We start from the raw sequence: 23,492 nt of genomic DNA on the forward strand, positions 1-23,492 counted from the left end.
ATCATGTCTGTAGCAGGAGGTGGTAGATGAACGTGGAGTTACGGCGCGCGCGCCACCGCCAGATGTTCATCTTCTTACTGGTGTGCGCAGGCATGTTGGGATTACTGGCCAGGCTCTACTATTGGCAAGTTTTGCAGTCTAGTCATCTTTCGCAGTTGGCGAATGCTGAGCACATACAAAACCAAATATTGAATGCTCCTCGGGGCCTGATTTACGATGCGCAGGGCCATATTCTCGCCACCAATATTGTGCGCGACGATGTGTATATAGAGCCAATACAATTTGTGCAGGATCATCCCGATGCCGAGAATCGCCAGGCGCAGCTAGCTTTGCTGGTTCAGCGCTTACACCAGGTCTTGCCTGGTGTCTCTGAGGATAGCTTGAACCAGGCCTTTGCCTCCAATCAGGCAACTGTGCGTATCGCCTCGCTGATAGAACCGACTCAGAGCCAACGCTTACGCTCATTACGCCTGTCGTATACCTTTCTAGAGCCGCATACGGCGCGCAATTATCCCAATGGTGAGCTGGCGGCGCAAGTGCTGGGCTTTGTCCAGGACGGTGGAAATGGTGTCTATGGCGTTGAAGGCATGTATAATAAGCTTCTGGCCGGCAAGTCTGGCAACTTTACTGCCGAGACCGATCTGAGCGGCAATCCTTTGACGGTGGGGGCGAGCTCGCAACAGGCCGCAGTAAACGGGGCCGACCTGACGCTAACCATTGATAGCTCGCTTCAGTATATTGCCCAGACTATGTTGGCCAATGAGGTAAAACGCCTGGAGGCTCAAAGTGGCTCGGTGATTGTGCTCAATGCGCGCACCGGCGGGATTGTAGCCATGGCTGGTGCTCCAACCTTTGATCCTAATCACTATAGCCAGTATTACAAAGATCGGGGATGCCTGGGCAGCCGGTTTGTCTACTTTAATCCATCCCTGACCTGTGCATATGAACCGGGCTCGACGATGAAGGCAGTGACCATGGCCGCAGCGCTTGATCAAAGCCTGATAACGCCCCATACCACGCTGCACGATCCAGGCTATATTACCTTCAAGGATGGAACGCCCACGGTTACCAACTGGCGAACCAAGAGTTATGGGATCGAGACAATGACGCAAGTGCTGGAGCATTCGGCCAATGTCGGAGCCGCTTATGTAGCTCACGATATCCTGGGGCCGGATCGCTTTTACCCGTACTTGCAGCGTTTTGGTTTTGGGCAAGCTTATAATATCGATGGCCCCGAGGAGAAAGGCGGTTATCGTACAAACAAGTCGCCTGATTGGTCGCCTAGCGATCTGGCCCGCCAATCCTTTGGGCAGGCCATACTCGCTACGCCATTACAGATGGCCATGGTCTTTCAGGCAATTGCTAACGGCGGTGTCATGATGCAGCCCTACCTGGTGGCATCAGTTGAGAATAATGGCCAGGTAGAGACAACGCAGCCGCATGCTTTGCGGCGCGTAATTAGCGAGCAAGCGGCAAAGTTGCTCTCAGGAATGTTGGTTAGCGCGGCTAACTATAACCAGCAAGCGACCTTCCAGGGGTATAGTGTGGCGGTAAAGACAGGCACGGCCACAACGCAAGGTATCTCAGATGATGAGACCGAGGCTTCAATGGCTGGATTTTTACCGGCTACGAATCCTCAATTTGTGATCCTGGTCAAACTGGATAGACCACATGCCAACGATAATATTTATGGGGGTACAGCGGCAGCTCCCCTCTGGAAAGCGGTGGCCCAGCAGTTAATGTGGCATTATGGGGTACCGCCCGATCAGCCTCAAGCATAAGGCAGCATGGATCGCAAAGAGGAGTGTAGAGAATAGCAATAATTGAGGGTGTGCAATGCAGCAAGAACAGAATGAACCGGTAAGCGCTCAGTCCGAATTGAGTGAAACATGGCAAGAGCTGCTAGGGATACTTCCTAAAGGGAAGCATCCTACGGCTCCTCAGGTGTCTCCCAATAACGGGGAAACGCCGGCTCTACAGGAGGACCCCTGGAATTCTTTGGTGCATGCAAAAGGCATTGAGGTTGTTGATTTACAACAACTCCATTTGCATATGAGCGATCAAGATGTTGAGCAGGTTCTCGACAAGATGCGCGAGCAGCCTGCTCAGGATACTGATGACGCATCTGGGTCTGACCATTAGTTGATCAGTCGTTGGTAGTAGTATATTCGAAATAATGTTCTATGTCAAGCCTGTTTACTCCTCTTTTCGCCCCAACTGGAGCGAAAAGCAAAGAGAAAAGGCTTGCAAGATTCCAGGGGTTATCCTGGCGGGGCTCTGGGGCTTATCCCCAGTCTCTCTTTTCCCACCAAGGATAGGGAGAGGCAAAGAGAAAAGGTTTGGGCAGGGGTCCAGGGATCACCCTAGCGGTGGAACCCTCTCCGGGGGAGAGGTAATGGGGCTGGTCCCCAGCCTCTCTCCTCTCCGCGGAGAGGAGAGAGGCTGAAAGAAAAGGTTGGACATAGAACCAATAACTATTAAAAGAAAAATATGTATGTGAACAAGATGTAGAAAAGGAGAGAATGTGGACGACAAAACAGGAAGAGACGTAAGGCATAAAAGCTTCTCTCCTCCTGGCCTACGCTCTCCCGCCTTAGAGTCAGTGGAGCGCCGGCAACGCCAGGCCAAAGAGCAGACCAGGAGCAGCACGCGCAAGCCACGTGCCCGGGGCAGCGAAAAAATAGCCTATGCCGCCGAAGCCCAGCAGGAGCGATCTGCGCCAAGGCACAAGAGCTTGCCGCGCAAGAAAAGCGGAACTGCCAAAGCCTCAGCGCGCCTGGGCCAGGACATACGGGGTCTCGATCTGCGCGCCGTGTGGCGTCAGAAGTTAGACCTGCCCTCAGGCAAACAAGGCGAGCCAGTCCAGGTAATTAGCGAAGAGGAGCAGCAGAAGCTAGCGGAACTGGAAATGCAGCTGCCGCGCGAAGCGGGCAAGATCGATTCGTGGTTGCTAGTGATCGTCCTGGCCTTACTCTGCATTGGCCTGATCATGGTGTATAGCGCGAGCGCATTTTCGGCGGCCCGCTATCAAGGCGATGCCTCCTATTTCTTTCAGCGGCAACTGGTAGCGGCATTTCTAGGCGTCATCGCCATGCTCGTCACCATGCGCATCGATTACCGGCTGTGGCGGCGCTTCTCGCTCATCGGCATGCTTGTAGCCTTGCCTCTGCTGGTCCTGGTCTTGATAATAGGAACAAACGCCTATGGAGCCTCACGCTGGCTGACCCTTGGCTCGTTTCTCTCGTTTCAACCCAGCGAGCTTACCAAGCTCGTGCTGGCACTTTATATAGCCGATTGGCTGGCGCGTAAGGGCAAGCAGGTTGCCACCTTTCTCTATGGCCTGGCCCCGTTCATCATTCTTGTAGGAATCGTGCTAGGGCTGGTCCTGCTAGAGAATGATATGGGCACGGCAATCGTCATTGCGGGCCTGGCAGCGGCCATGTTCTTTACAGCTGGCGCTAATATCGTGCAGTTCTTGCTAGCGGCAGCTTGCGGCGGCCTAATCTTTGGTCTGCAGACCTTATCGGGCTATCGCTCCTATCGCTGGAAAGGCTTTCTCGATCCCTTCCAGCATATAACTAGCATTAATTTGCAGCTCTACCAGTCCTTATTAGCGCTGGGCTCGGGTGGTTGGTTTGGCCTGGGGTTGGGCGCGAGCCGTCAGAAGACCGGCTGGTTGCCCTTGCCCTACATCGATTCGATCTTCGCCATTCTTGGCGAGGAGCTTGGTTTTATAGGTAGCGCGGCTGTCATTATTCTATTTTTATTTCTGGCGTTTCGTGGTTTCCGCCTGGCGAGGCGAACGCAAGACATCTATGGCGCCCTACTGGCAACCGGGATTACCACATGGCTGGTTTTGCAGGCCATCGTCAATATCGCGGCCACAACCGGCTCTATCCCTTATACTGGGGTTCCGTTGCCATTCATTAGCTATGGAGGTACTGCGCTGGTTATCTCGTTAGCGGCAGTTGGTATATTGCTCAATATTTCACGTTATATACAGGAGCCCGAAGCTCCAGCGCTCTCAAAGCAAGCGATTACGAAAACTATAAAAAAACGGACAGTGGACAAGTCGCGACCTTAGCTTATTCTCTGGATGCAAGGCTGCTAGGAAGCGTGTCCCTGGAGGTAAAGGAAGTAGAATGCGAGTCCTGATATCTGGCGGAGGCACTGGCGGGCATGTTTATCCGGCGCTGGCAGTGGCTACGCAGTTACGAAATACATATAATGCCGATATTCTCTATCTTGGCAGCGATGACGGCCTGGAGACAGAGGTAGTGCCGGCCGCTGGCTTTCGCTTCAAAGCTATCAAAGCCGGTAAGCTGCAGCGCTTTGTCTCCTGGCGCACGGTGACAGGCGTGGCTCGGGTACCGGTTGGCATCGCGCAGGCCATCGGTATCGTACGCGACTTTCATCCACATGTAGCATTTACCAGCGGTGGTTATGTAGCTGTTCCGGCCGGCCTGGCCGCAAAGCTCAACAATGTTCCGCTCTTAATGCACCAACAGGACGTACCGCCCAACCTGTCTAACCAACTTTTGGCCCCGCTGGCTACGCGCATCTCAGTGGCCTTCGCCGATTCGTGTCGGCACTTTCCGGCCAGTAAGACCATCCATCTTGGCAATCCGGTACGTCAGGAGATCCTGGCGGTACGCCAGACCACCCCTGAGCAGGCTCGTAGCGCCCTGGGACTCGATCCCGCTAAGCCGCTCCTGCTGGTTACGGGAGGCAGTTCGGGCGCGCGCCACCTGAACCAGGTTGTATGCCGAGCCTTGCCTGAGTTGCTGAAGTATTGCCAGGTTTTGCAGATTAGCGGGCGGCGCCTGTATGACGAGACGCGTGAGCTGGCCGAGCAGGTCTTAGCCGGTCAGGATAGCGCCTTGCGGCAGTCCTATCGTCTTGAAGCGTATCTATCGGCCGAGATGCCGCTGGCCTTGCAGGCGGCCGCGTTGGTTATCTGCCGTTCCGGCGCCTCGACTTTGAGCGAACTGGCAACTCTGGCCCGGCCCTCTATCCTGGTACCTTTACCGACAGAGATAGGCGCATCGCCCCAGGAGGGTAACGCGGCAATGTTTAAGCAGCGCGGCGCGGCCATCGTGATCTTGAACGATGATTTGACGCCTGAGTCGCTCAACGCAGTACTCAAGCCGACGATCACATCAGCCCAGCGCTTGCAGGAGCTTGCCACGGCGGCCGGCAAGCTAGCGATGCCCAACGCGGGACAGCAGATTGTAGAGACGATAGTGAGCATGTCAAGAGTCAAGCCAGCAATGGTCGCGGAGCACGAGGGGATACACGTTTGAAGAAGACACATTTGCATTTCATGGGTATTGGCGGTCAGGGAATCTCGGCCGTAGCACAGATGGCGCAACTGAATGGGGCGCGGGTGAGCGGCTGTGATCAGCGTGCCTCGGCCACCACGCAGGCTATCGAGCGTGCGGGCATTCCAGTGCAGATCGGGCATAGCGCAGAGCACCTGGCGGATGTGGATATGCTGGTCGTGAGTCCTGCCGTTGCGGCCCTCGATAAGCAGAACCCCGAACTGCTGGCGGCTCAGCAATCTGGCATTCAGGTTATTACCTGGCAAGAGTTGCTCGGCGAGCTCATGCAGAATAAGTGCTTGCTCTCCGTCTGCGGTGTCCACGGCAAGGGGACCACGACAGCCATGCTTTCTTTAATGCTTGTGGACGCGGGCCTTGACCCAACCTGCGAGATTGGCGGGGTTGTGCCGCGCTTTGGGGCTAACTATCGTCTTGGGACAAGTCAGTACTTTGTGAACGAAGCCGATGAGTTTAACCATAATTTCTGGCACTATCATCCGCGCGTCGCAGTCGTGACTTCGATAGAGTTTGAGCATCCAGAGTTCTATGCTGACTACGAAGCCTTTTTGCAAGCCTTTGAGCATTTTATTCGCGGCATGGATACACAGGGCGATTGGTCAGTGCCGGCAACCTTGATCTTGAACGCCGATAGCCCTGGCTGCCTGGAACTGCGCCAGCGGCTTCACGATTGGCCCGGGCGCGTTCTGGCTTACAGGATTGAGGGCCTGCAGCCTTCTCAGCCGGAGCTCGCGAATATCGAAGCAGTCTTTGAGGCCTATGATCTCCAGCTGGATGGCGCGACAAGCTTTCGCGTGCGAACGCGCGGCGCCACGGAGCAGGCAGCCATGCGCGGAACAGAGGTCTTCCAGCTACAGTTACCGGGCCTGCACAATATCCAGAACGCACTTGGAGCCCTGGTGGCCGCACGCTGCCTGGGCGTAGAGGGCGCCAGCATTGCCAGGACCCTTGCCGAATTTGGCGGCCTACGGCGGCGCTTTGAGATCCGCTATCAAGGACCGTTCACTATAGGTGAACGGGCTGGCGAGGTGATTCTTGTAGATGACTATGCGCATCATCCCACGGCCATCGCCGCGACCCTGGAAGCCGTGCGCAGGCGCTATCAGGGACGGCGCGTCGTCGCGGTCTATCAGCCGCATATGTATAGTCGCACCAAAACCTTTTTTGCGCAGTTTTTAAGCGCCTTTGATGCCGCTGACCTGGCAATTATCGCCGACATCTTTCCAGCCCGTGAGCGCGACACTGGACTGATCCATGCGCGCGATCTGGTGGCGGCCCTGGCCGAGCGCACGCACTTCAAGCAGCATGCTCAGGTGCTCTATGGCGGCAGCGTAGAGGATACCGCGCATCTGCTCGCTAAGCAACTGCGCTCAGGTGATATTGTCATCATTATGGGAGCCGGCGATATCTATACAGTTACCGAAGCATTATTGAAAAATACTATAAAGGCATAGAAGGAAACATATGACATTCGAGGTTGAGGCTGCATATACCGAGTTACAATCACATTTTGGGAAGCGTGCATTGCGTAACGAGCCATTAGCGCGTCACAGCACATTTGGAGTAGGTGGCCCGGCGGATATATGGGTCTCACTCGAAACGTCAGAGGAGCTAGTAGGGCTGGTAACCATGTGTTCAGAGCAGCGCTGGCCCCTCTTGTTGGTGGGTAATGGCACCAACGTGCTGTATGCCGATGCTGGCATACGGGGCATCGTAGCCCGCATAGCCCTCAATAGCTATAAAATCGAAGAAGAGGGTGCTGGCACGGCCCGCCTGTTTGCTGGAGCTGGCGTAAGCTGGCCGCGCCTCTTGAACGAACTGGCGGCCCTTGGCTGGGGTGGCCTGGAATTTGGTCCAGGCATTCCCGGCACGTTGGGAGGAGCGGTAATCAGCAATGCCGGCGCGCACAATAGCGATCTGGGCCAGGTTCTGGAGTGGGTCAGCGTCCTTGACGCACGGGAATGTGAGGAGCGAGCCGTTGCTCCGGTCGTTCGGCGCTATCGCCAGGCTGAGCTAGATTTGAGCTATCGGCATAGCCGCTTTCGCGCCCAGAGGCGCATCCAGTTTGATGAGCAGGGCTATCCCATTGCCGCCGAGCGTCGGCTCATCGAGCCAGCCGAGATCATCATGCAGGTCGAGGTACGCCTACGGCGTGAGGAGCCAGAGAAGCTGCGCGCCATCATTGCTGAGCATAAGCAGCATAGAAAGAGGACGCAGCCGCCGCAGCAGAGTGCGGGCTCGGTCTTCAAGAATCCGCCGGGGGATTATTCAGGCCGGCTCATCGAGGCCGCCGGCTTGAGGGGAATGATGTATGGCAAAGCGCAAATCTCGGAGCGCCATGCCAATTTTATTGTGAACACAGGTGGCGCCAGAGCCGCCGATGTAGCGGCACTTATCAGAGAAGCACGTAACCGCGTACACGAACAGTTTGGCGTGGATCTGGAGTTGGAAGTCGAGCTGCGCGGAGAGTGGAAGGTATCTGTACCATGACCGAAAAAAAACGCATACCAGAGCAGATGGCCGCACATAGCTACAGGCAGCAGGTCCCCGTCAGGAGGCCATATCAGGCCGAGAGGCGCGAGGCAACGCGTAAGCTACAGCGCGTGGTCACCATTCCAGATGCTGATCCATCCACTGCCTGGAACACCTTTGCGCAACGCCAGGAGCAGCGCCGGCAGGCTCGGGCCCAGCCCAGGAAATATGTGCGCATGGTAGCCCGAACCTATGCCCAGACCGGTACCCAGGCTCCGCATGGCCGGCGTAGAGTCGTGCATCGCTCGTTGGCCTCCCACCACAGTTCACCCGTGCCTGTGCGCAGCGGGCGCCGCGGCAAGCGGGGCTTTCTCTGGAGGCTCCTGAGCTTGCTGGCAGTCTGTCTCGTTCTGCTGGTAGGGGCCAGCTTTCTGCTGAGCAGCAGCGCTTTTCGCATCGCCCAGGTCAGCGTCTCGGGCACCCATAACAGCGTGCTCATCCACAATATCCAGAGCATGGGGATGCAGGGACAGAATATCTTTCTTGTCGATGTAGAGGCCCTGACCCAGCATATAGAGGCATCCCCACTGGTGGCCTCGGCCAGCTTGAGCAAGCAATGGCCCGATCAGCTGGCCGTCAGCGTGAGTGAACGCACCCCTGTGCTGCTCTGGCAGACAGCGCAGGGCACCTATGCAGTTGATCGGCAAGGTGTCATTATCGCCCCGGTGACCGAGATCAGCGGGGCCGCGCAGTTGCACACGGTAGTAGAGGCCAGCCCTCAGCAGAAGGAGCAGGGGAAAGCGGCTCCGGCGATACGTCCTGGCATGCGCCTGCAGCCAGTCAACATCGCCTTTGCCGCAGAGATCTTTGATCTACTCCCCAAAATGACTGGTATCAATGCGTTTAAGCTGCTTTACGATGGTACAATGTATGTTAATGCCAATGATGAGCCAGGGGCGGCTAATGGAAATGGATCATATAGAATCGAGAGCTCAACAGGCTGGATAGCTTATCTGGGGGGGGAGATGACGCTAATCCGCTGGAGAACAAGCTAATTGAATTGCAGCAGATTCTGGCCCTGGCCCAGAAGGAGCAGCTCAAGCTGGCCACGGTCGATCTGCGTTACGGCTTGCATCCAGTGTTCACGTTAAAGTAAGATGCAGCAAAATAGAGATAATGAGCAAATATTTATTATAGGGTTTGTAGTGCGTCTCACAAATGTACCGCCCAATAGGAGCGTATATCGTGCAAGAGCGGGTGATCGTCGGGATCGACGTTGGAACAACAAAAATCTGTGTCCTGGTTGGCGAGCTTGATCGCGACGGGAAGCTGAACATTGTTGGCGTTGGCACCTGCCCTTCACAGGGTTTGCGCCGCGGGGTGGTGGTGAATATTGAAGAGACCGTCACTTCAATTGCAGCGGCGCTAGATCGTGCAGAACGCCTTTCAGGAAAGAAAATCGTCACAGCCTACGTAGGAATCGCAGGCAGCCACATCGAATCGGATAATAGTAAAGGCTTTGTTGCCATCTCGCCTAGCCATCGGGATATCGTCCAGAACGATATTAGCCGTGCTATTGAAGTCGCCCGCGCCGTCGCTATTCCGGCGAATCGCGAGGTGATCCATGTTATTCCTCGCGGCTATGTCGTAGACGGCCAGGAGGGCATTAAAAATCCTATTGGTATGTCAGGCTTCCGCCTGGAAGTAGAGACGCACATCATAACCGGCGCTGTATCCTCTATCCACAACTTAATTAAATGTGTGCATAAGGCCCACATCGAGATTGAGGATCTAGTGCTGGAGCCACTGGCCTCCAGTGAAGCAGTGCTGGAAGATGGAGAGACAGACCTGGGCGTAGCGCTGGTTGATATCGGCGGAGGCACCACAGACATTGCTATCTTTACCGATGGTGCCATCTGGCAGAGCGTGGTTTTACCGATTGGCGGAAACCTGATCACCAGCGATATCGCCATCGGGCTACGCCTCTCGCCCGGCGTTGCCGAGGAACTAAAGATTACGTATGGACATTGTGATCCATCTACTATTGATGACGATGATATGATCGACTTGTCGCAATTCATGCCTGACTGCAATGACCTGGTTCCGCGCCGATTGCTGGCTGAGATCATTCAAGCGCGCGTGGAAGAACTATTCAGTATGGTACATGAAGAGATCAAAAAATCAGGGTATGATGGATTATTACCTGCGGGGGTGGTCATCACTGGTGGGACGGCTGAGTTGCCGGGCATTCTGGAAGTTGCCGGGCGTACGCTTGATTTGCCGGCACGCATCGGAACTCCACTGGGTTTGCATGGCCTGGCCGATTCAATTTGCAGGCCCGCTTATTCTACGGCGGTCGGGTTGCTGATCTGGGGCTTGCGTCACTCTTCTTTCCTCATCGAGGAGGAAGAACCAGAGGAGGAAGGGCCTATGGATTTTGTATCGCGTTTTGGCCGCTGGCTGCGGGCATTTATTCCTTAAGACGTAGTTTCTGATGTGTAGCACAAACGGGACCTCTCGTTCGTTCTATAGATGAGAGACTCGAAAAAAGGGGGCCACGAAATATGTTACCAATGGGAAATCATCAACTCGAAGGCTTCGCCCAGATCCGTGTAATCGGCGTTGGGGGCGGCGGCAGTAATGCGGTCAATCGCATGATTATGGCCAATATGATGGGGATCGAGTTTATTGCCATCAATACAGATGCCCAGGCCTTGCTGCTCACTGAGGCACCACGCCGCATTCGCATCGGCGATAAGCTTACTCGTGGCCTCGGTGCAGGTGGCAACCCTAGCATTGGCATGAAGGCCGCTGAAGAGAATACAGAAGAGATTTACGAGGCGCTAAAGGGCTCTGATATGGTCTTCATTACGGCTGGTATGGGGGGTGGAACCGGTACTGGGGCCAGCCCGGTGGTGGCACAGATTGCTCGCGAGTTAGGGGCGCTGACTGTCGGCGTGGTCACAAAACCCTTTACTTTCGAGGGCAAGAAGCGTTTGCTGTCCGCCGAGGAGGGGATCGCTAATCTGAAGCAGCACGTGGATACGCTGATCACCGTGCCTAATGATCGCCTCTTGCAGGTGGCAGATAAGCGCATGCCGCTCTCGGAGGCCTTCCGCCTTGCCGATGATGTGTTGCGCCAGGGCATTCAGGGTATCAGCGATCTAATTACCGTGCCCGGTCTGATCAATCTCGACTTCGCTGATGTCAAGACGATTATGTCGGCGGCGGGCTCGGCGTTGATGGCGATTGGTGAGGCCAGCGGTGAGACGCGGGCCGTGGATGCTGCTCAGCAGGCCATCGCCAGTCCTCTGCTGGATATCGATATCAGCGGGGCCCGCGGTGTGCTCTTCAATATCACGGGTGGCATGGATATGACGCTCTTTGAGGTGCACGAGGCCGCCGATATTATTAGTCGCGCAGCCCATCCCGAGGCGAATATTATCTTTGGCGCGGTGCAAGATCCTAACTTTGATGGCAAGGTCAAAATTACTGTCATTGCCACTGGCTTCGATATCGATAGTGGACGGCCGATAACGGCTTCGCACGCGGCTCCGCCCAATCATCCCTATCAGTATACCCAGCAAACGCCACGTCCGCCCGAGTACGATAGAAGCAAGCTGTATCAGATGGCCAATGGAAGCTCGCCGGCGCGCTCGTCTACGGGCTATGTGATGCCATCGACAACACCTGAGTCGGCAAGTGTATCCAATCACCCAACGGGTCCTTTGCCCTCGGCGGCTGATGTCTCGTCGGCCCGCGCTCAGCAGCAAGCTAACCTATCTGATACGGGGCGCCAGCGCGTAGTGAAGCCGCCTATGTCTGAAATGGGCGATGTGGATGTCGAGAACTTCGATCTGAGCAATGAGTCGTCTAGCCTGGAGAATAACACGCGCAGCCTGCCGGTGCCTGAGCCGGAGGCCCGCCCAATTCAGCAACGACCGGCTACTCAGCAGCGCCATATTCGGCGCCTGGATCGAGGGGCAGAGCTACCAAATCGCAACACGCCCTCTGGCGATGTGATCGATATCCCGGCCTTTTTGCGCCGACGCTAAACTATACAGAGCTAAAAACACTCTCCAATGGAGAGATAATGAAGCACGCTGCATAATTGCTTGGCGGCGTGCCTGTTGTGCATGTAAAGAGCATGTTGCGAGGTGTGGGTGGGATAATGGTTTGAAAACTGTTAGCGCGCAGCATGCTCCAGCCTCTTTGGGATCGCCCGTGGTACTGTGCTCTTCCTGTTGATTTTCTTCTTGCAAGGTCCATGGACAGGACCCCCTCTCGGCGGGCCTGATGCTTACGCCATTTGCTGCAGCGTTTATACTCGTTGGGCCGTTGAGCGGTCGCCTGTCGGATCGTGTAGGATCGCGGCTGCTGGCTCCCATTGGATTAGATATATCAGCGCAATGAATCGCAAGCCGTAGCGCTCTTTTTACAAGGAGTCCATACGGCATTCCTTGCCTCCTGTGTTATAAGCGTGATTGCGATGATAGTCGCTGCCTGGCGTCCCGCTCACTGATGAACTGGCCAGCGCTTGGGGATGCCTCGGCGGATGGAATGAGGTTTGCAGGACAAAAAAGAAAGGGCCGCAAATCCACGCGGCCCGTTCTCTTTGTTTGCGCTTAAATCTTGTTGCGGGTCTTGCCGAGATTGCCAGGAATCTCCTTGTTCAAACCAATATGGTTGACGACAACCCGAACGCCGGGGATGCCGATCATTTCGCGCTCAAGCATATATTTCATATTGTTGCTGGGGACATTGCCGTACAGATGCAGGATATAGTTCTCAACAAGAATTGAGAGATCCTGCGATCCTTCCAGCTTGCCATCTGCCCGCAATTTTTCCATGCGCGCATTGGCCAGGTTCAAGATCACATCTTCAGCAACAACGAAATTACGCACGTCAAGGACGCCGGGCAGTTGACGTAGCTCGTCCTCCAACTCCTGACGCTGGGCCTCTAGCTCAACCTTACCATAGAGCGCCAGAATTACACCCTCGCTGCTCTCTTGATCAAGCTCAACCTTGACCGGATGTGTGCTATAGGCAGTGCTGCTGACGGTCACAGAGTGCTCAACCAGCTCCCGTGCCTCATCCAGTACTTTTGTAGCTACAATTGGGCCGCTAAATTCTGCACTTGCTGCGTGCGAGCCGCCAAACGGATCTTCAAGGCCCCAGCCCAGGATACCCACGAGGACAAGAATGCCCCCCAAAATAGCGAGATAGGGAGTATCAGGGATGAATAGCAAGCCTGCTATGGTAATCAAGATCGCCGCACTCAGGATGAGCGGCCAGAGGCTAGGATTGGGCAGGTGAATATGATGACTTTCCTCCTCCTCCACTCCTATTTCTTGATCTACATTCAGGGACTTCAATTCGTCCTCTGAGAGATTCGTGCTTTGAAGAGAAGTTTCCATAAGCTCTCCTCCGAGAATGATTACAGTCAAAGAGGACAGAAAATTTGTAGATTTGTCCTGCTATTTAAGCATACCAAATCTATACTGTTCGTGCAAGTTGATGCCTGGCTGCTCACAGCTATCAAGTTCTCGTTCTTAGTGCCGCCTGAGGGCGGCAAGGAGGGGAAAAAATCGGAGCCAAATCCGCTAGGTCGCGGCGCATCCGCTAGATCGCGGCGCATCCGCTAGGTCGCGGCGCATCCGCTAGATCGCGATCTAGCCTCCACGCCCCAGCAGGGAATATGCAGGTTTCCTGTGTCTTCCTCCTCAAAAATTTAGCTGTGAAAGCCTTTGGCCCTGCTATGGTTTGGATTCAGGGGACAGGCCAGCGTGGAATTGCTAGCATTATGCTGCCAGGCGTCCCAGTGGACAGCCCCAGACCATTCTTATAGATCCGGCGCGGCAAGGTGGTGCATACCAAGCACGAAGCCCAGCTCGCCGCCATGATGCATATCATGCTCTATCACATGCCAGATGATATACTGGCGCGTGTAGGTATGTGTCTTGCCCTCGTGCTCCCAGGTATAGATATGCTCTAGATCCGATGGTGTCGCCGTCCAGCGCCCAAGGCAGGACCATAGCGTTTCCCACGTCACCTCAAGCCCGTGCGTCAGCTCAGCAGTTGTGAACGGCCCCTGGCCCTCCTGATCCCAATCGGCTATCTGCTTCGCCTCAAGATCGCCTTCACCCATGACAAAATGATACCAGGCGGCGCGGCACGCGACGATGTGTGTGATGAGCTCGCCAATCGAACGCAGATGCGGTGCCGCCCGCAGCTTCAATTGTTCTGCCGTTAATGGTTGCGTGGCTTGCAGCAGATGATTCTGATATATATCCCATCCTTTGTACACCTCGGTTAAGGAAATAGCTTGCTCATTACTCATACAACGAAACTCCTCTCATGTTCTCGACGTCTTCTGTCGCTGGTTTGGCATAAAAATGCTCATTTTCGTGCCGCATTTGAGACAAGAGATGTTGTCCTGGCTTATCTGGAGGCTGGCAGTTTAAGAATATGGTGTATGCTTCGCTTGCTCGGGGCGTCGAGGAAATAGTTGGCCCATCTATAGGTTGATCTGATATTGCAATAACTCCTCTTCCAGCTCTTGCCAGGTAATATCTTCGGCCTGCAGGCGCGTGAGCGATTGCTGATGGCGCGTGGCCTGGATCATGCGCTTCGTTACGCGTTGCTGAAAGCTCGCGATTATCCCTTGCTGCTGAGCCAGAGGAGGCATGATGCCCAGCTCAATGTCGGCCAAAGGATAAAACTGCTCGCGCTCGATGGCAAGCACAAGAAGCTCGGTATACTGCTGGGCCAGGTCCAGCAGAGATTGCTTAAAATAATTAGCCTGCACGCTCAAAAGAGTAAGGCAGCCAGCGGCGTGGTCGGAGAGCAAGATAGGAAAGGCGGCAGCGCTCTCCACAATTTCGGTAGTATGCGTTGGAAAGAGATGGAGCAGTTCTTCCCGGCTCTGCACGACCGTAGGGTGCCCGCTCAGTAGCGCGTGCCCACTTTGCGACTCGGCGCCAAAAAATTGCGTCTGGTGCTCGATGTAATGACCCCAGACGGGCATGCCACGCATCTCAGTGATGCGCAAGCTGCGCACTTTCTTGTCGTGCGAGGGAGGGACGCATTGGGAAATAATCGCGAGCAAGCCCTGACGATGGGGGTCAAAATGGCCAAGGATTTGCGTTAAGATAAGTGTGCGCACTGCCGAGCCTCTCAGGAGAAGAGGGCTGCTTGAATGCGTATTCAAGGCCTGGGCGTAGAACGAAGAGGGAATTTCCGGGGAAATGTCGGCGCCCGCATTGAGATCAATCGAAAAGTGCGGATGTTCTATAGCAATGAGCTCTGCCAGCTGCTTCCGATACTGTGGAAGCGCATTGATAAGCATGTGCAGATTCTCAGGCCGCGGGGTTGATTTGCCCGTGGCCCATCGTGAAAGCGTAATGGGATTGATATCCAGCGCCTTGGCGATCCGCTGTCTCTCCGGCAGATCACTAATTATTCTGGCTAGCAGTTCACGCCATGTTTGTGGATCTTCTATATTCATAATTTTTGACTGAGAAAAGCTGAAATAACGCTACAAATAAACTCTAGTATATGCATAAGAGATTGCTTCGCTGAACACTTGCCACTTTAAAGCATAACTTATGATGTAGAAACAGTCAATGAGAAAAGGGGTCCATCTAATGTTTCTTGTGCACGGGAGTGACAAATTTTAATTTTTTACTAATGCATGTATAAAAAGCAATGAATGAAAGAATAGAGCGGATTCGCTTTATGAAGTAACCCGGCCACTTGCCTCGATTGAGCGAGCTAGAGAGCAAAAAAATAAAGGCTGCTCATCTCCTAATATATAGCTAGAAGACAGGCAGCCAGGTAGCTCAAATTTACTTCTTAAGCAGCAGCTTCAGGTTGGCCGCTAGCTGAGATGGTGTAAAATCGTTATCCATAAAGAGTCGTTCATGCCCCTGTTGATCGATAAGATACAGACCCATACTATGATTCACCTGGTCACCCTGGGTCTGGGCCAGAATGCTGTAGGACGACCACACAGGCGAGAGTTGCTGCTGAGTGCCTACCAGATAATGCCAGTAATCTTGCATATTATGGGACTGCGAAAAGTTGAGCGCAGCCGCCGTATTGTCGCGTTTGGGGTCCGTGCTTACCGCAATAATGCCGATATCGTGCGCATCGCTGCCCAGCATCTGCATGGTTGAATGCAGCTTCTCAGCGGTGAGAGGGCACACATCGGGGCAATGCGTATACATAAAGGTAAGGATAACCGGCTTGCCCTGAAATTGCGCGAGCGAAACCGGCTTGCCAAACTGATCGGTAAGGCTAAAATTAGGCGCGATCCTGCTATCCAGTTCCGTGCCCTGCAGGCCCGACGAGCTAGATGAACTGCTGCTCATGTTAGCCGTAGCCGGCACCTGTGCATGCTGACGCTGTATAAGCGCAACCGTAATAACCACCAGTATAGCCAGTGTAATAACTGAGAGCCGTGAGGCAAGGCGCCAATTCATAGTCATTTTAAAACTCTTTAGTGCTTAGTGAATAACCCTATCTATTACCATCATAGCAAAGATAGCCGCCAGGTAACAGTTAGAATACCAGAAAATCGTGCGTGCCCACTTTTTGCTCTGGTCGCGTAGCAGACGAATGGACATGTAGAGCAGGATACCGCCAAGAACAACCGCACCAATGAGATAGAAATAGCCCATCGTGTGCATGGCAAAGAGCACGAGTGTCACCCCGAGCAGGAGCAAGGAATACAGGAAGATCTGCTTGCGCGTCTCCCCCTCGCCCATGACCACGGGCATCATCGGAACATTGGCCTTCTCATAATCTTTCTGGATGAGCAGAGAGAGCGCCCAGAAATGGGGAGGCGTCCAGTAAAAGATAATCGCGAAAAGCCAGATAGCCGGCAAAGATAGCGAATTGGTTACCGCAGCCCAGCCCACCAGAACCGGGACAGCGCCCGCCGCCCCTCCAATCACGATATTTTGGACCGAGCGACGTTTCAAACCGAGCGTATAGACAAAAATGTAAAACAGAATGGCAGCGAAAGAGAGCACAGCGCTGAGCAAATTGACAAACGTCGAGAGCACGATGAAAGAGCCAACGGCAAGTACCAGGCCAAAGATCAAGGCCTGCTGAGGTTCCACCTTACCGGCGGGCAGGGCCCGGCGCTGCGTGCGTCCCATCAGCTGATCGATATCCCGATCAATGTAGCAGTTAATACAGTTAGCGCTCCCGGCCGCCATAAAGCCGCCGACCAGCGTTGCCAGAACCAGGCCCAGCGGTGGCAACCCCTTGTACGCAATCGCCATGGCCGCCACAGTCGTGCCAAGAAGCAGAACCGTAACATGCGGCTTCGTCAGATTGATATAGCTGGCCAGCGTACGGCGCCAGGGGCTGATTTCTTTTTCTACAGCGATCTCATTGTGAAGCATTCTTCCTCCTGATGTGGTTTCCAGGGCCAACGCGGGCTCGGAGACAGGTGCAGCTCGTAGCTGGCGTGCCGCCAGAGCCGCCGCAGAAATCAGGCACCCCCATACCGCAGTTGCCAGAGCTAGATGTAGAATAGCGACAAAAACAGGCTGATTTGGCAGCGCGACAAAAGCTCCAAGGCCAGCCTGCGCCACAAAAAAGAGCGCGGCTGCCAGGACAAGCCAGGCCTGCCGGGGAGCGAAAATACGCCTGCGCCAGGCCACGATCAAGGTCGCCACAAGGATCAGGCCAACAAAGATCGCTACATAGCGATGCAGCAGATTAATATCGCTAAGATGCAAGCTGACAGCCCATTGCGGGGCCGCTCCGCATAGAGGCCAGCCGGGACAGGCCAGGGAAGCCCCGCTATTGAAAACATAGGAGCCACTTAGCAGCAAACCATAGATAAGCAGAGACGTAATCATCGTCAGGCGTGCGAACCTGAAGGTATCCTCGCGTGGCTCGCGACTGGCTGCGGGAATAGTCGTCATAATCGCCGTAGTGAGCGTTAGCGCGAAAAAGGCCTCAGCCAGAGAAAGATGTCCAATAATAACAGGGCTATATGACTTCCACAGGACCGTCAGGCCCCCAAAGATGATCTGTACGATCAAGAGAGCCGGGGCCAGCAGAGCCGGAATAAGCAGATGGCGCTGCTGGCGAGCGCGGATCAGCACACAGAGAGCCAGAACGATAACAAGGATACCAACGATGCCTGCTAGATAGTTATGGGCCTCCTCAAGGAGCGCACCATAAGCGTGGCCGCTAAATAATCTGCCGTAACACAGAGGCCAGTCAGGACAACTCGGACCGGCGTTGCTGGCGCGTACCGTCACCCCAAGAGAGACCAATAAATATGTAAAGCCAGCAGTCACCCATGCAAGGCGGCGTATAAGCTGCATAGTAATGACATGTTCGATGCGGCGTGTAAGCTGCATAATCAGGCGTCCCCTTCGGTATATAATTCGACGCCTACTATTGTCGTCGTCTTCCCTGATACCTCCCTTGCAAGAACCTGATATTACCTTACAATTGCCTGAACGAATGAATAAGGAATCGCGGCAAGAAAAACATCTGCATACAGTTATAAAGCCAGCTCAAAGCCAGGCAAAAGGTATCTTGCCGCATCTTTCTCTCCCTGCTATAGTATGTAGGAGGAAAGACTGGAAAGGCATCAGATGTGGAAGCAAATTTAGGGCTTTACTTCTGGCTCACCGAATGGAATAAAGCGCCGTCGCTCTATATAGGGCCGGCATTGCTCATCGGGTTCTATCTCTACGCAGTGGGGCCGCTGCGCAGGAAGTACCAGCTTGCTGATTCCATCAAAGGAAGCCAGATAGCCGCTTTTGTGATAGGCGTACTTATAATTTTTCTGGCCCTGGCCTCGCCCTTAGATGAGCTTGGCGATGAGTATCTTTTTAGTGCACACATGGTGCAGCACCTGCTCATCACCGTAGTTGGCCCACCGCTGATGCTGCTTGGTACACCAGGATGGTTAATCAAGCCCTTATTGCGCAATCGTTACGTGCTCCTGATCGCCAAATTCCTGGTGTCTCCGGTGGTCGCCTTTTTACTCTATAATGGCAATTTCTGGCTCTGGCATGCGCCTCCCCTCTATAATGCGACCTTAGCCAACGAAAACCTGCATATTGTCGAGCACATGACATTTATGATCACAGCTTTCCTGAGCTGGTGGCCGATCTTTGGCTCGCTTGACGAAGAATTGCCCCGGCCTTCTCTGGGGGTCAGGTGCTCTATATCTTCCTCAATGGCATGCCTTCTGTGCTCCTGGGTGCCGGTCTGACCTTTATGCCACCGCTCTACGCCCCCTATATTCAGCAACAGGTACGAGCCTGGGGTATCTCGCCGGCCCTGGATCAGCAGCTGGGTGGGCTGATCATGTGGGTGCCAGTCAATATCCTCTTTATCGTCATCATGAGTGTGCTCTTTATCCGCTGGATGCGCTTACAAGATGCCAGACAAAGGCAAGCCGAGGCAGAAATAGATGAGTCAGAAGCTGGCGAAATTGACGAAGAAGAGGACGAAGGAGTGGAGGGTGGAATAGACGCCGCCGGCCCGGTAGTCTAAGCCTACCGGCTCGCTTTGTTCAGGTACTTGTAAGGTGTTGGTGAGAAACTGCAAGCTCCCTGTCAGGAAACGTCAGTACACTTAGCCATAAAGTGGATAAGTGTCGCCTTTTAATGACATCATCGTCAAACAAACTTGCTTTGTAGGAGATTAGACGTGAGGATGCCTTTATTTCGAGGAGCCAAGCGCTGGATGATCCTGGTCACCGGCCTGCTCTTCGCCTCAATTCTATTAGCCGCCTGTGGGGAAGGTTCGCCCTCGATCTTAAACCCGGCGGGCCCTGTGGCCAGAGATGAAAGCGGGGTATTTTATATTATCCTGATCATCGCCACAATCGTCTTTGTGGGCGTCGAGGGTATGCTGATCTATTCAGTTATTCGCTATCGTGAGCGTCCTGGCTCGCCTAATCCCAGGCAGATTCATGGCAATACCACGATAGAAATTATCTGGACAGTCGTACCCGCGGTCATTCTGTTTGTGGTCCTTATCTTCACTATTCAGGGCTTGTTCTCGGTAGCCGCGCAGCCAGCGGGCAAGACCGTCGAGGTGGAGGCTGTGGGCCATCAGTGGTGGTGGGAGTTCTACTATCCTGAATATAAGATTACGACGGCAGATACTTTGCATGTGCCTGTGAATACAGTTGTGCATGTTACGCTCTATTCTAATAATGTTATCCATAGCTTCTGGGTGCCTGAACTCACTGGTAAAACCGATGTCATCCCTGGGCATAATAATGATAAGTGGTTTAAGGCTGATAAGACAGGTACATTCCTGGGTATATGTGCGGAGTATTGTGGTACGCAGCATGCGAATATGAAATTTGATGTCGCTGTTGATAACAACGATAGCTTCCAGACCTGGGTAAGTGCGCAACAGCAGGTGGCCACGCAGCCAACTTCTGGTAGCCTGGCTCAGCAAGGTCAGAAGATCTTCCAGGAGCAGTGTCAGTCCTGCCATGGGATTGTGGGCGTGGATATGAAGAGTTATCAGGACCCCAAGGTGTCTTGTGATAGTCCTACGGCGGCCTGTCTAGTTGGACCTAACCTGACGCACTTCGGGAGCCGTGGATTTATTGCCGGTGGCGTGTTGACAAATAACGCTAATCAATGTCAGCCCGGGCCAGATATTGTGCAACGCTGTAATCTAGCAAAATGGCTCAACGACCCTCAAGGCATAAAACCAGGCAACGATATGGCTATTGGACAGCTCACAACTGACCAGATCAATCAGCTTGTGGCTTATCTGGAGGGTCTGAAATAGCCCATCTACCCTGCTTGAGGGGCTAGATACTTGGAGGAATTATTCATGGCAACGCGCACTATCGGTGATAGCGCAACGCTCATACGTCGGAAAAGATTCAGCGAAACCTATATAGGTGAGTGGCTGACGACGACCGATCATAAGTTGCTCGGTATTATGTATGTTATCACCGGTATCTTCTTCTTCCTGGTGGGCGGTATGGAGGCTCTCCTGATCCGCACACAGTTGGCCTTGCCGGATGGCAAAGTGTTAAGCCCTCAGACCTATAATGAGGTCTTCACGATGCACGGCACTACGATGATCTTCCTATTCGTAATCCCGGTAATGTCGGGCTTTGGTAACTATGTCGTGCCGCTGATGATAGGCGCGCGCGATATGGCCTTCCCGCGCATGAACGCGTTCGGGTACTGGGTGCTGCTCTTTGGCGGTATCTTTATGCAGTCAAGCTTCCTGTTTGCCTCGGCGCCTAACGGCGGCTGGTTTATGTATGCGCCACTGAGCGAGACCAATGTGGGCTGTACGATCCATGCCTATACCTGTACGCCTGGTATGAATGCAGACTTCTGGATTCTTGGCGTGTTGATGCTGGGTATCTCTTCAATTGCCGGCTCGGTCAATTTTGTGGTCACTATCTTTAAGCTGCGTGCTCCCGGCATGAGCATCAACCGTATGCCGCTGTTCACCTGGATGACGCTGGTTACTTCGTTCCTGCTGCTCTTTGCGCTGCCCAGCATTACTGCTGCTAGCGTTATGCTGCTGCTGGACCGCCATTTAGGAACCCATTTCTATCAGTATGCTTTCAACGGTGACCCGCTGCTCTGGCAGCACCTCTTCTGGTCGTTTGGTCACCCAGAGGTATATATTCTGATCCTGCCGGCCTTCGGTATCGTCTCGGAGGTATTGCCGGTCTTCTCCCGCAAGCCTATCTTCGGTTATACCTTTGTGGCCTGGTCGGGCGTAGCGATTGGTTTCTTGAGCTTTACGGTGTGGGCGCACCATATGTTCGCGGTTGGCCTGCCTCCGATTGCTCAGGCTTTCTTTGCAACGAGCACAACCCTTATCGCGATCCCGACTGCTGTGAAGATCTTTAACTGGCTGGCTACGATCTATGGCGGCAAACTTAACTTTAAAGTGCCGATGCTCTTTGCGCTAGGTTTCGTGGCCATGTTCTTAATTGGTGGCCTTAACGGTGTGGCCCTGGCTGTCGTCCCTGTAGACTATCAGATCACCGATACCTACTTCGTGGTTGCGCACATTCACTACGTGCTCTTCGGCGGTAGCGTCTTTGCGATTATGGCCGGCGTCTATTACTGGTTCCCCAAGATGGCTGGTAAGATGCTTAGCGAGCGTCTGGGTCAGATCCAGTTCTGGCTGTTCCTGATTGGTATCAACCTTACCTTCTTCCCCATGCACCTGCTGGGCCTGCTTGGTATGCCTCGCCGTATCTACACCTATCCGGCTAACCTGGGTTGGAACGATTTGAACTTGATGGCTACAGTTGGTGTCTTCGTCATTGCGATCGGCGTTCTTGTCTTCATCTGGAATGTCTTCTATTCGCTGAAGAACGGCGAGAAGGCTCCTGAAGATCCCTGGGATGCCTTTACGCTGGAATGGGATACCGCTTCTCCGCCAAAGAAGTACAACTTCCTGACTATCCCGGTTGTTCGCAGTCGTCGCCCCTTCTACGATAAGAAGTATCCTGAGAATGCTGACTGGAAGGCGGCCGCTCACTAAAAGGGTAATGTGCTATGTTGAAAGACCAGGATATACGGGAACAAAAAGGTGATAAGGTGTCTGAGGAGCAACAAGAACAACCTGAGCAGCCCGAAAAGGCTGAACAGGTAGAGCCACAAGTAGAAAAACTGGAGGGAAGCGAGCAGCCTGCTGCTCGCACTCCTGCCAAAAAGAAGCGAGCAAAGAAGAAGCTGCCAAGCGAAGAGGAGCTCGCGCCTCGTCCCAGTTACTGGCCCTTGGCTCTGGCTTGCTCCATTGCTGTGACCCTGGCAGGCTTGATGACTCATCCGATAATCCTGGGCCTTGGTGTCGCGTTGATAATCGCGTCTATCATTGGTTGGGGTGTGGAACGTCGGTAAGGTTCACTACTTGCCTGTAGAGGCGAGGCGATGTTATAGGAAATAGGGAGTACTGGTAATGAGTGCTGTTCATAGTGAGCAGGTCAGCATGCTTGAAGGCCACGCCCACTCAGGAAGAAGTCCTGAGTGGTGGGGAATGGTTTTCTTCATCGCTTCAGAGGCGCTGATCTTTGCAAACTTTATTGCCGCGTTTCTCTATCTGGAGATACGTGGTTTGCAGATACCTGGTGGAAGCTGGGTTTTGCCCTCGGGAGAACATTTGCCTGTTCTCTTCCCGGCAATTAATACGATTTTTCTGTTGGGCAGTAGTATCCCAGCGCGTATCGCTGGCGCTGCCGCAGCGAGGGGTGATCGGAAGCGTTTGATCATCGGGCTGCTGTGTACAGTTATTCTTGGCGCAATCTTTATTGGTGGTCAGGCTTTTGAGTACTATAGCCTGTACTCGGAGGGCTTTAACCTCGGGTATAAGACGTTTGGCTCGGCCTTCTTTCTGCTGACGGGCTTCCACGGCCTGCACGTGACGGTCGGTCTGATCTTCCTGATTATCTGCCTGATTCGGGCGATCCGTGGAGATTTCTCGAAGACGAAGCATTTCGCGGTTGAGGCTGGTGAGATGTACTGGCACTTCGTTGACGGCGTGTGGATCTTTGTCTTCAGCACAGTCTATCTGCTGCCGTTCTTACTGCCGCACTGATATCTGTGCAAGAGAAGATTGTTTTTTAGCTGGCCTGGCATCGTTTCTCAGACGGTGCCAGGTCTGTTCTTTCTAGTCCTATTGCCGCGTCGGGGTCGA

17 protein-coding genes and 3 pseudogenes are annotated in these 23,492 nt (G+C 53.9%); 15 read left to right on the forward strand and 5 right to left on the reverse strand.

The features are described from left to right. Window positions 1-26 precede the first annotated feature (26 nt). From EPA93_RS36530 to EPA93_RS51150, 10 genes and pseudogenes are all read left to right on the forward strand, one after another. Entirely contained in the window at window positions 27-1,781 is a 1,755-nt protein-coding gene (locus tag EPA93_RS36530; protein WP_129892250.1) for a peptidoglycan D,D-transpeptidase FtsI family protein, read from the forward strand. A gap of 55 nt (window positions 1,782-1,836) precedes the next feature. Further along, the gene (locus tag EPA93_RS36535) at window positions 1,837-2,142 is read left to right on the forward strand and encodes a hypothetical protein (RefSeq protein WP_129892251.1); all 306 of its coding nucleotides are present in this window, start codon (window positions 1,837-1,839) and stop codon (window positions 2,140-2,142) included. A 382-nt stretch (window positions 2,143-2,524) separates the two neighbouring features. Next, on the forward strand, window positions 2,525-4,084 hold the full coding sequence (gene ftsW, locus EPA93_RS36540; protein WP_207229292.1) for a putative lipid II flippase FtsW: 1,560 nt from the start codon (window positions 2,525-2,527) through the stop codon (window positions 4,082-4,084). A 58-nt stretch (window positions 4,085-4,142) separates the two neighbouring features. Then, a complete protein-coding gene (gene murG, locus EPA93_RS36545; RefSeq protein WP_129892252.1) occupies window positions 4,143-5,303 on the forward strand; it encodes an undecaprenyldiphospho-muramoylpentapeptide beta-N-acetylglucosaminyltransferase in 1,161 nt (386 codons plus the stop codon). Beyond that, entirely contained in the window at window positions 5,300-6,793 is a 1,494-nt protein-coding gene (gene murC / locus EPA93_RS36550; RefSeq protein WP_129892253.1) for a UDP-N-acetylmuramate--L-alanine ligase, read from the forward strand. The genes murG and murC overlap by 4 nt, the downstream gene beginning before the upstream one ends. A gap of 10 nt (window positions 6,794-6,803) precedes the next feature. Then, on the forward strand, window positions 6,804-7,829 hold the full coding sequence (gene murB / locus EPA93_RS36555; protein WP_129892254.1) for a UDP-N-acetylmuramate dehydrogenase: 1,026 nt from the start codon (window positions 6,804-6,806) through the stop codon (window positions 7,827-7,829). Beyond that, a complete protein-coding gene (locus tag EPA93_RS36560; RefSeq protein WP_129892255.1) occupies window positions 7,826-8,866 on the forward strand; it encodes a cell division protein FtsQ/DivIB in 1,041 nt (346 codons plus the stop codon). The genes murB and EPA93_RS36560 overlap by 4 nt, the downstream gene beginning before the upstream one ends. A gap of 190 nt (window positions 8,867-9,056) precedes the next feature. Further along, window positions 9,057-10,292 carry a cell division protein FtsA gene (gene ftsA, locus EPA93_RS36565; protein ID WP_129892256.1) on the forward strand — a complete coding sequence of 412 codons (1,236 nt, stop codon included), beginning with the start codon at window positions 9,057-9,059 and terminating at the stop codon, window positions 10,290-10,292. 92 nt (window positions 10,293-10,384) lie between these two features. Then, window positions 10,385-11,326 (forward strand): annotated as a pseudogene (gene ftsZ / locus EPA93_RS51145) (cell division protein FtsZ); the annotation flags it as partial. A gap of 693 nt (window positions 11,327-12,019) precedes the next feature. Next, window positions 12,020-12,218, forward strand: a pseudogene (locus EPA93_RS51150) (MFS transporter); the annotation flags it as partial. A 218-nt stretch (window positions 12,219-12,436) separates the two neighbouring features. Here the strand turns inward: EPA93_RS51150 and EPA93_RS36575 are convergent. From EPA93_RS36575 to EPA93_RS36595, 5 genes are all read right to left on the reverse strand, one after another. After that, entirely contained in the window at window positions 12,437-13,228 is a 792-nt protein-coding gene (locus EPA93_RS36575; RefSeq protein WP_129892258.1) for a BON domain-containing protein, read from the reverse strand. 425 nt (window positions 13,229-13,653) lie between these two features. Next, window positions 13,654-14,151 carry a DinB family protein gene (locus EPA93_RS36580; protein ID WP_129892259.1) on the reverse strand — a complete coding sequence of 166 codons (498 nt, stop codon included), beginning with the start codon at window positions 14,149-14,151 and terminating at the stop codon, window positions 13,654-13,656. 177 nt (window positions 14,152-14,328) lie between these two features. Further along, entirely contained in the window at window positions 14,329-15,318 is a 990-nt protein-coding gene (locus tag EPA93_RS36585; RefSeq protein ID WP_129892260.1) for a GAF domain-containing protein, read from the reverse strand. 340 nt (window positions 15,319-15,658) lie between these two features. Further along, window positions 15,659-16,300 carry an SCO family protein gene (locus EPA93_RS36590; RefSeq protein ID WP_129892261.1) on the reverse strand — a complete coding sequence of 214 codons (642 nt, stop codon included), beginning with the start codon at window positions 16,298-16,300 and terminating at the stop codon, window positions 15,659-15,661. Between the two features lie 18 nt (window positions 16,301-16,318). Then, the gene (locus tag EPA93_RS36595; protein WP_129892262.1) at window positions 16,319-18,196 is read right to left on the reverse strand and encodes a heme o synthase; all 1,878 of its coding nucleotides are present in this window, start codon (window positions 18,194-18,196) and stop codon (window positions 16,319-16,321) included. Between the two features lie 344 nt (window positions 18,197-18,540). On the opposite strand from EPA93_RS36595, the pseudogene EPA93_RS50075 reads away from it, so the two are divergent. From EPA93_RS50075 to EPA93_RS36625, 5 genes and pseudogenes are all read left to right on the forward strand, one after another. Continuing rightward, window positions 18,541-19,346 (forward strand): annotated as a pseudogene (locus EPA93_RS50075) (cytochrome c oxidase assembly protein). Window positions 19,347-19,508: 162 nt separating this feature from the next. Beyond that, window positions 19,509-20,606: a cytochrome c oxidase subunit II gene (gene coxB, locus EPA93_RS36610; RefSeq protein ID WP_129892265.1), complete on the forward strand. Its 1,098-nt coding sequence runs from the start codon at window positions 19,509-19,511 to the stop codon at window positions 20,604-20,606. 45 nt (window positions 20,607-20,651) lie between these two features. Next, the gene (gene ctaD, locus EPA93_RS36615) at window positions 20,652-22,340 is read left to right on the forward strand and encodes a cytochrome c oxidase subunit I (protein WP_129892266.1); all 1,689 of its coding nucleotides are present in this window, start codon (window positions 20,652-20,654) and stop codon (window positions 22,338-22,340) included. A 14-nt stretch (window positions 22,341-22,354) separates the two neighbouring features. Beyond that, the gene (locus tag EPA93_RS36620; RefSeq protein WP_129892267.1) at window positions 22,355-22,699 is read left to right on the forward strand and encodes a hypothetical protein; all 345 of its coding nucleotides are present in this window, start codon (window positions 22,355-22,357) and stop codon (window positions 22,697-22,699) included. 58 nt (window positions 22,700-22,757) lie between these two features. Next, window positions 22,758-23,393 carry a cytochrome c oxidase subunit 3 gene (locus EPA93_RS36625; protein WP_129892268.1) on the forward strand — a complete coding sequence of 212 codons (636 nt, stop codon included), beginning with the start codon at window positions 22,758-22,760 and terminating at the stop codon, window positions 23,391-23,393. Window positions 23,394-23,492: the final 99 nt, after the last annotated feature.

This window comes from Ktedonosporobacter rubrisoli, from assembly GCF_004208415.1.
GTDB lineage: Bacteria > Chloroflexota > Ktedonobacteria > Ktedonobacterales > Ktedonobacteraceae > Ktedonosporobacter > Ktedonosporobacter rubrisoli.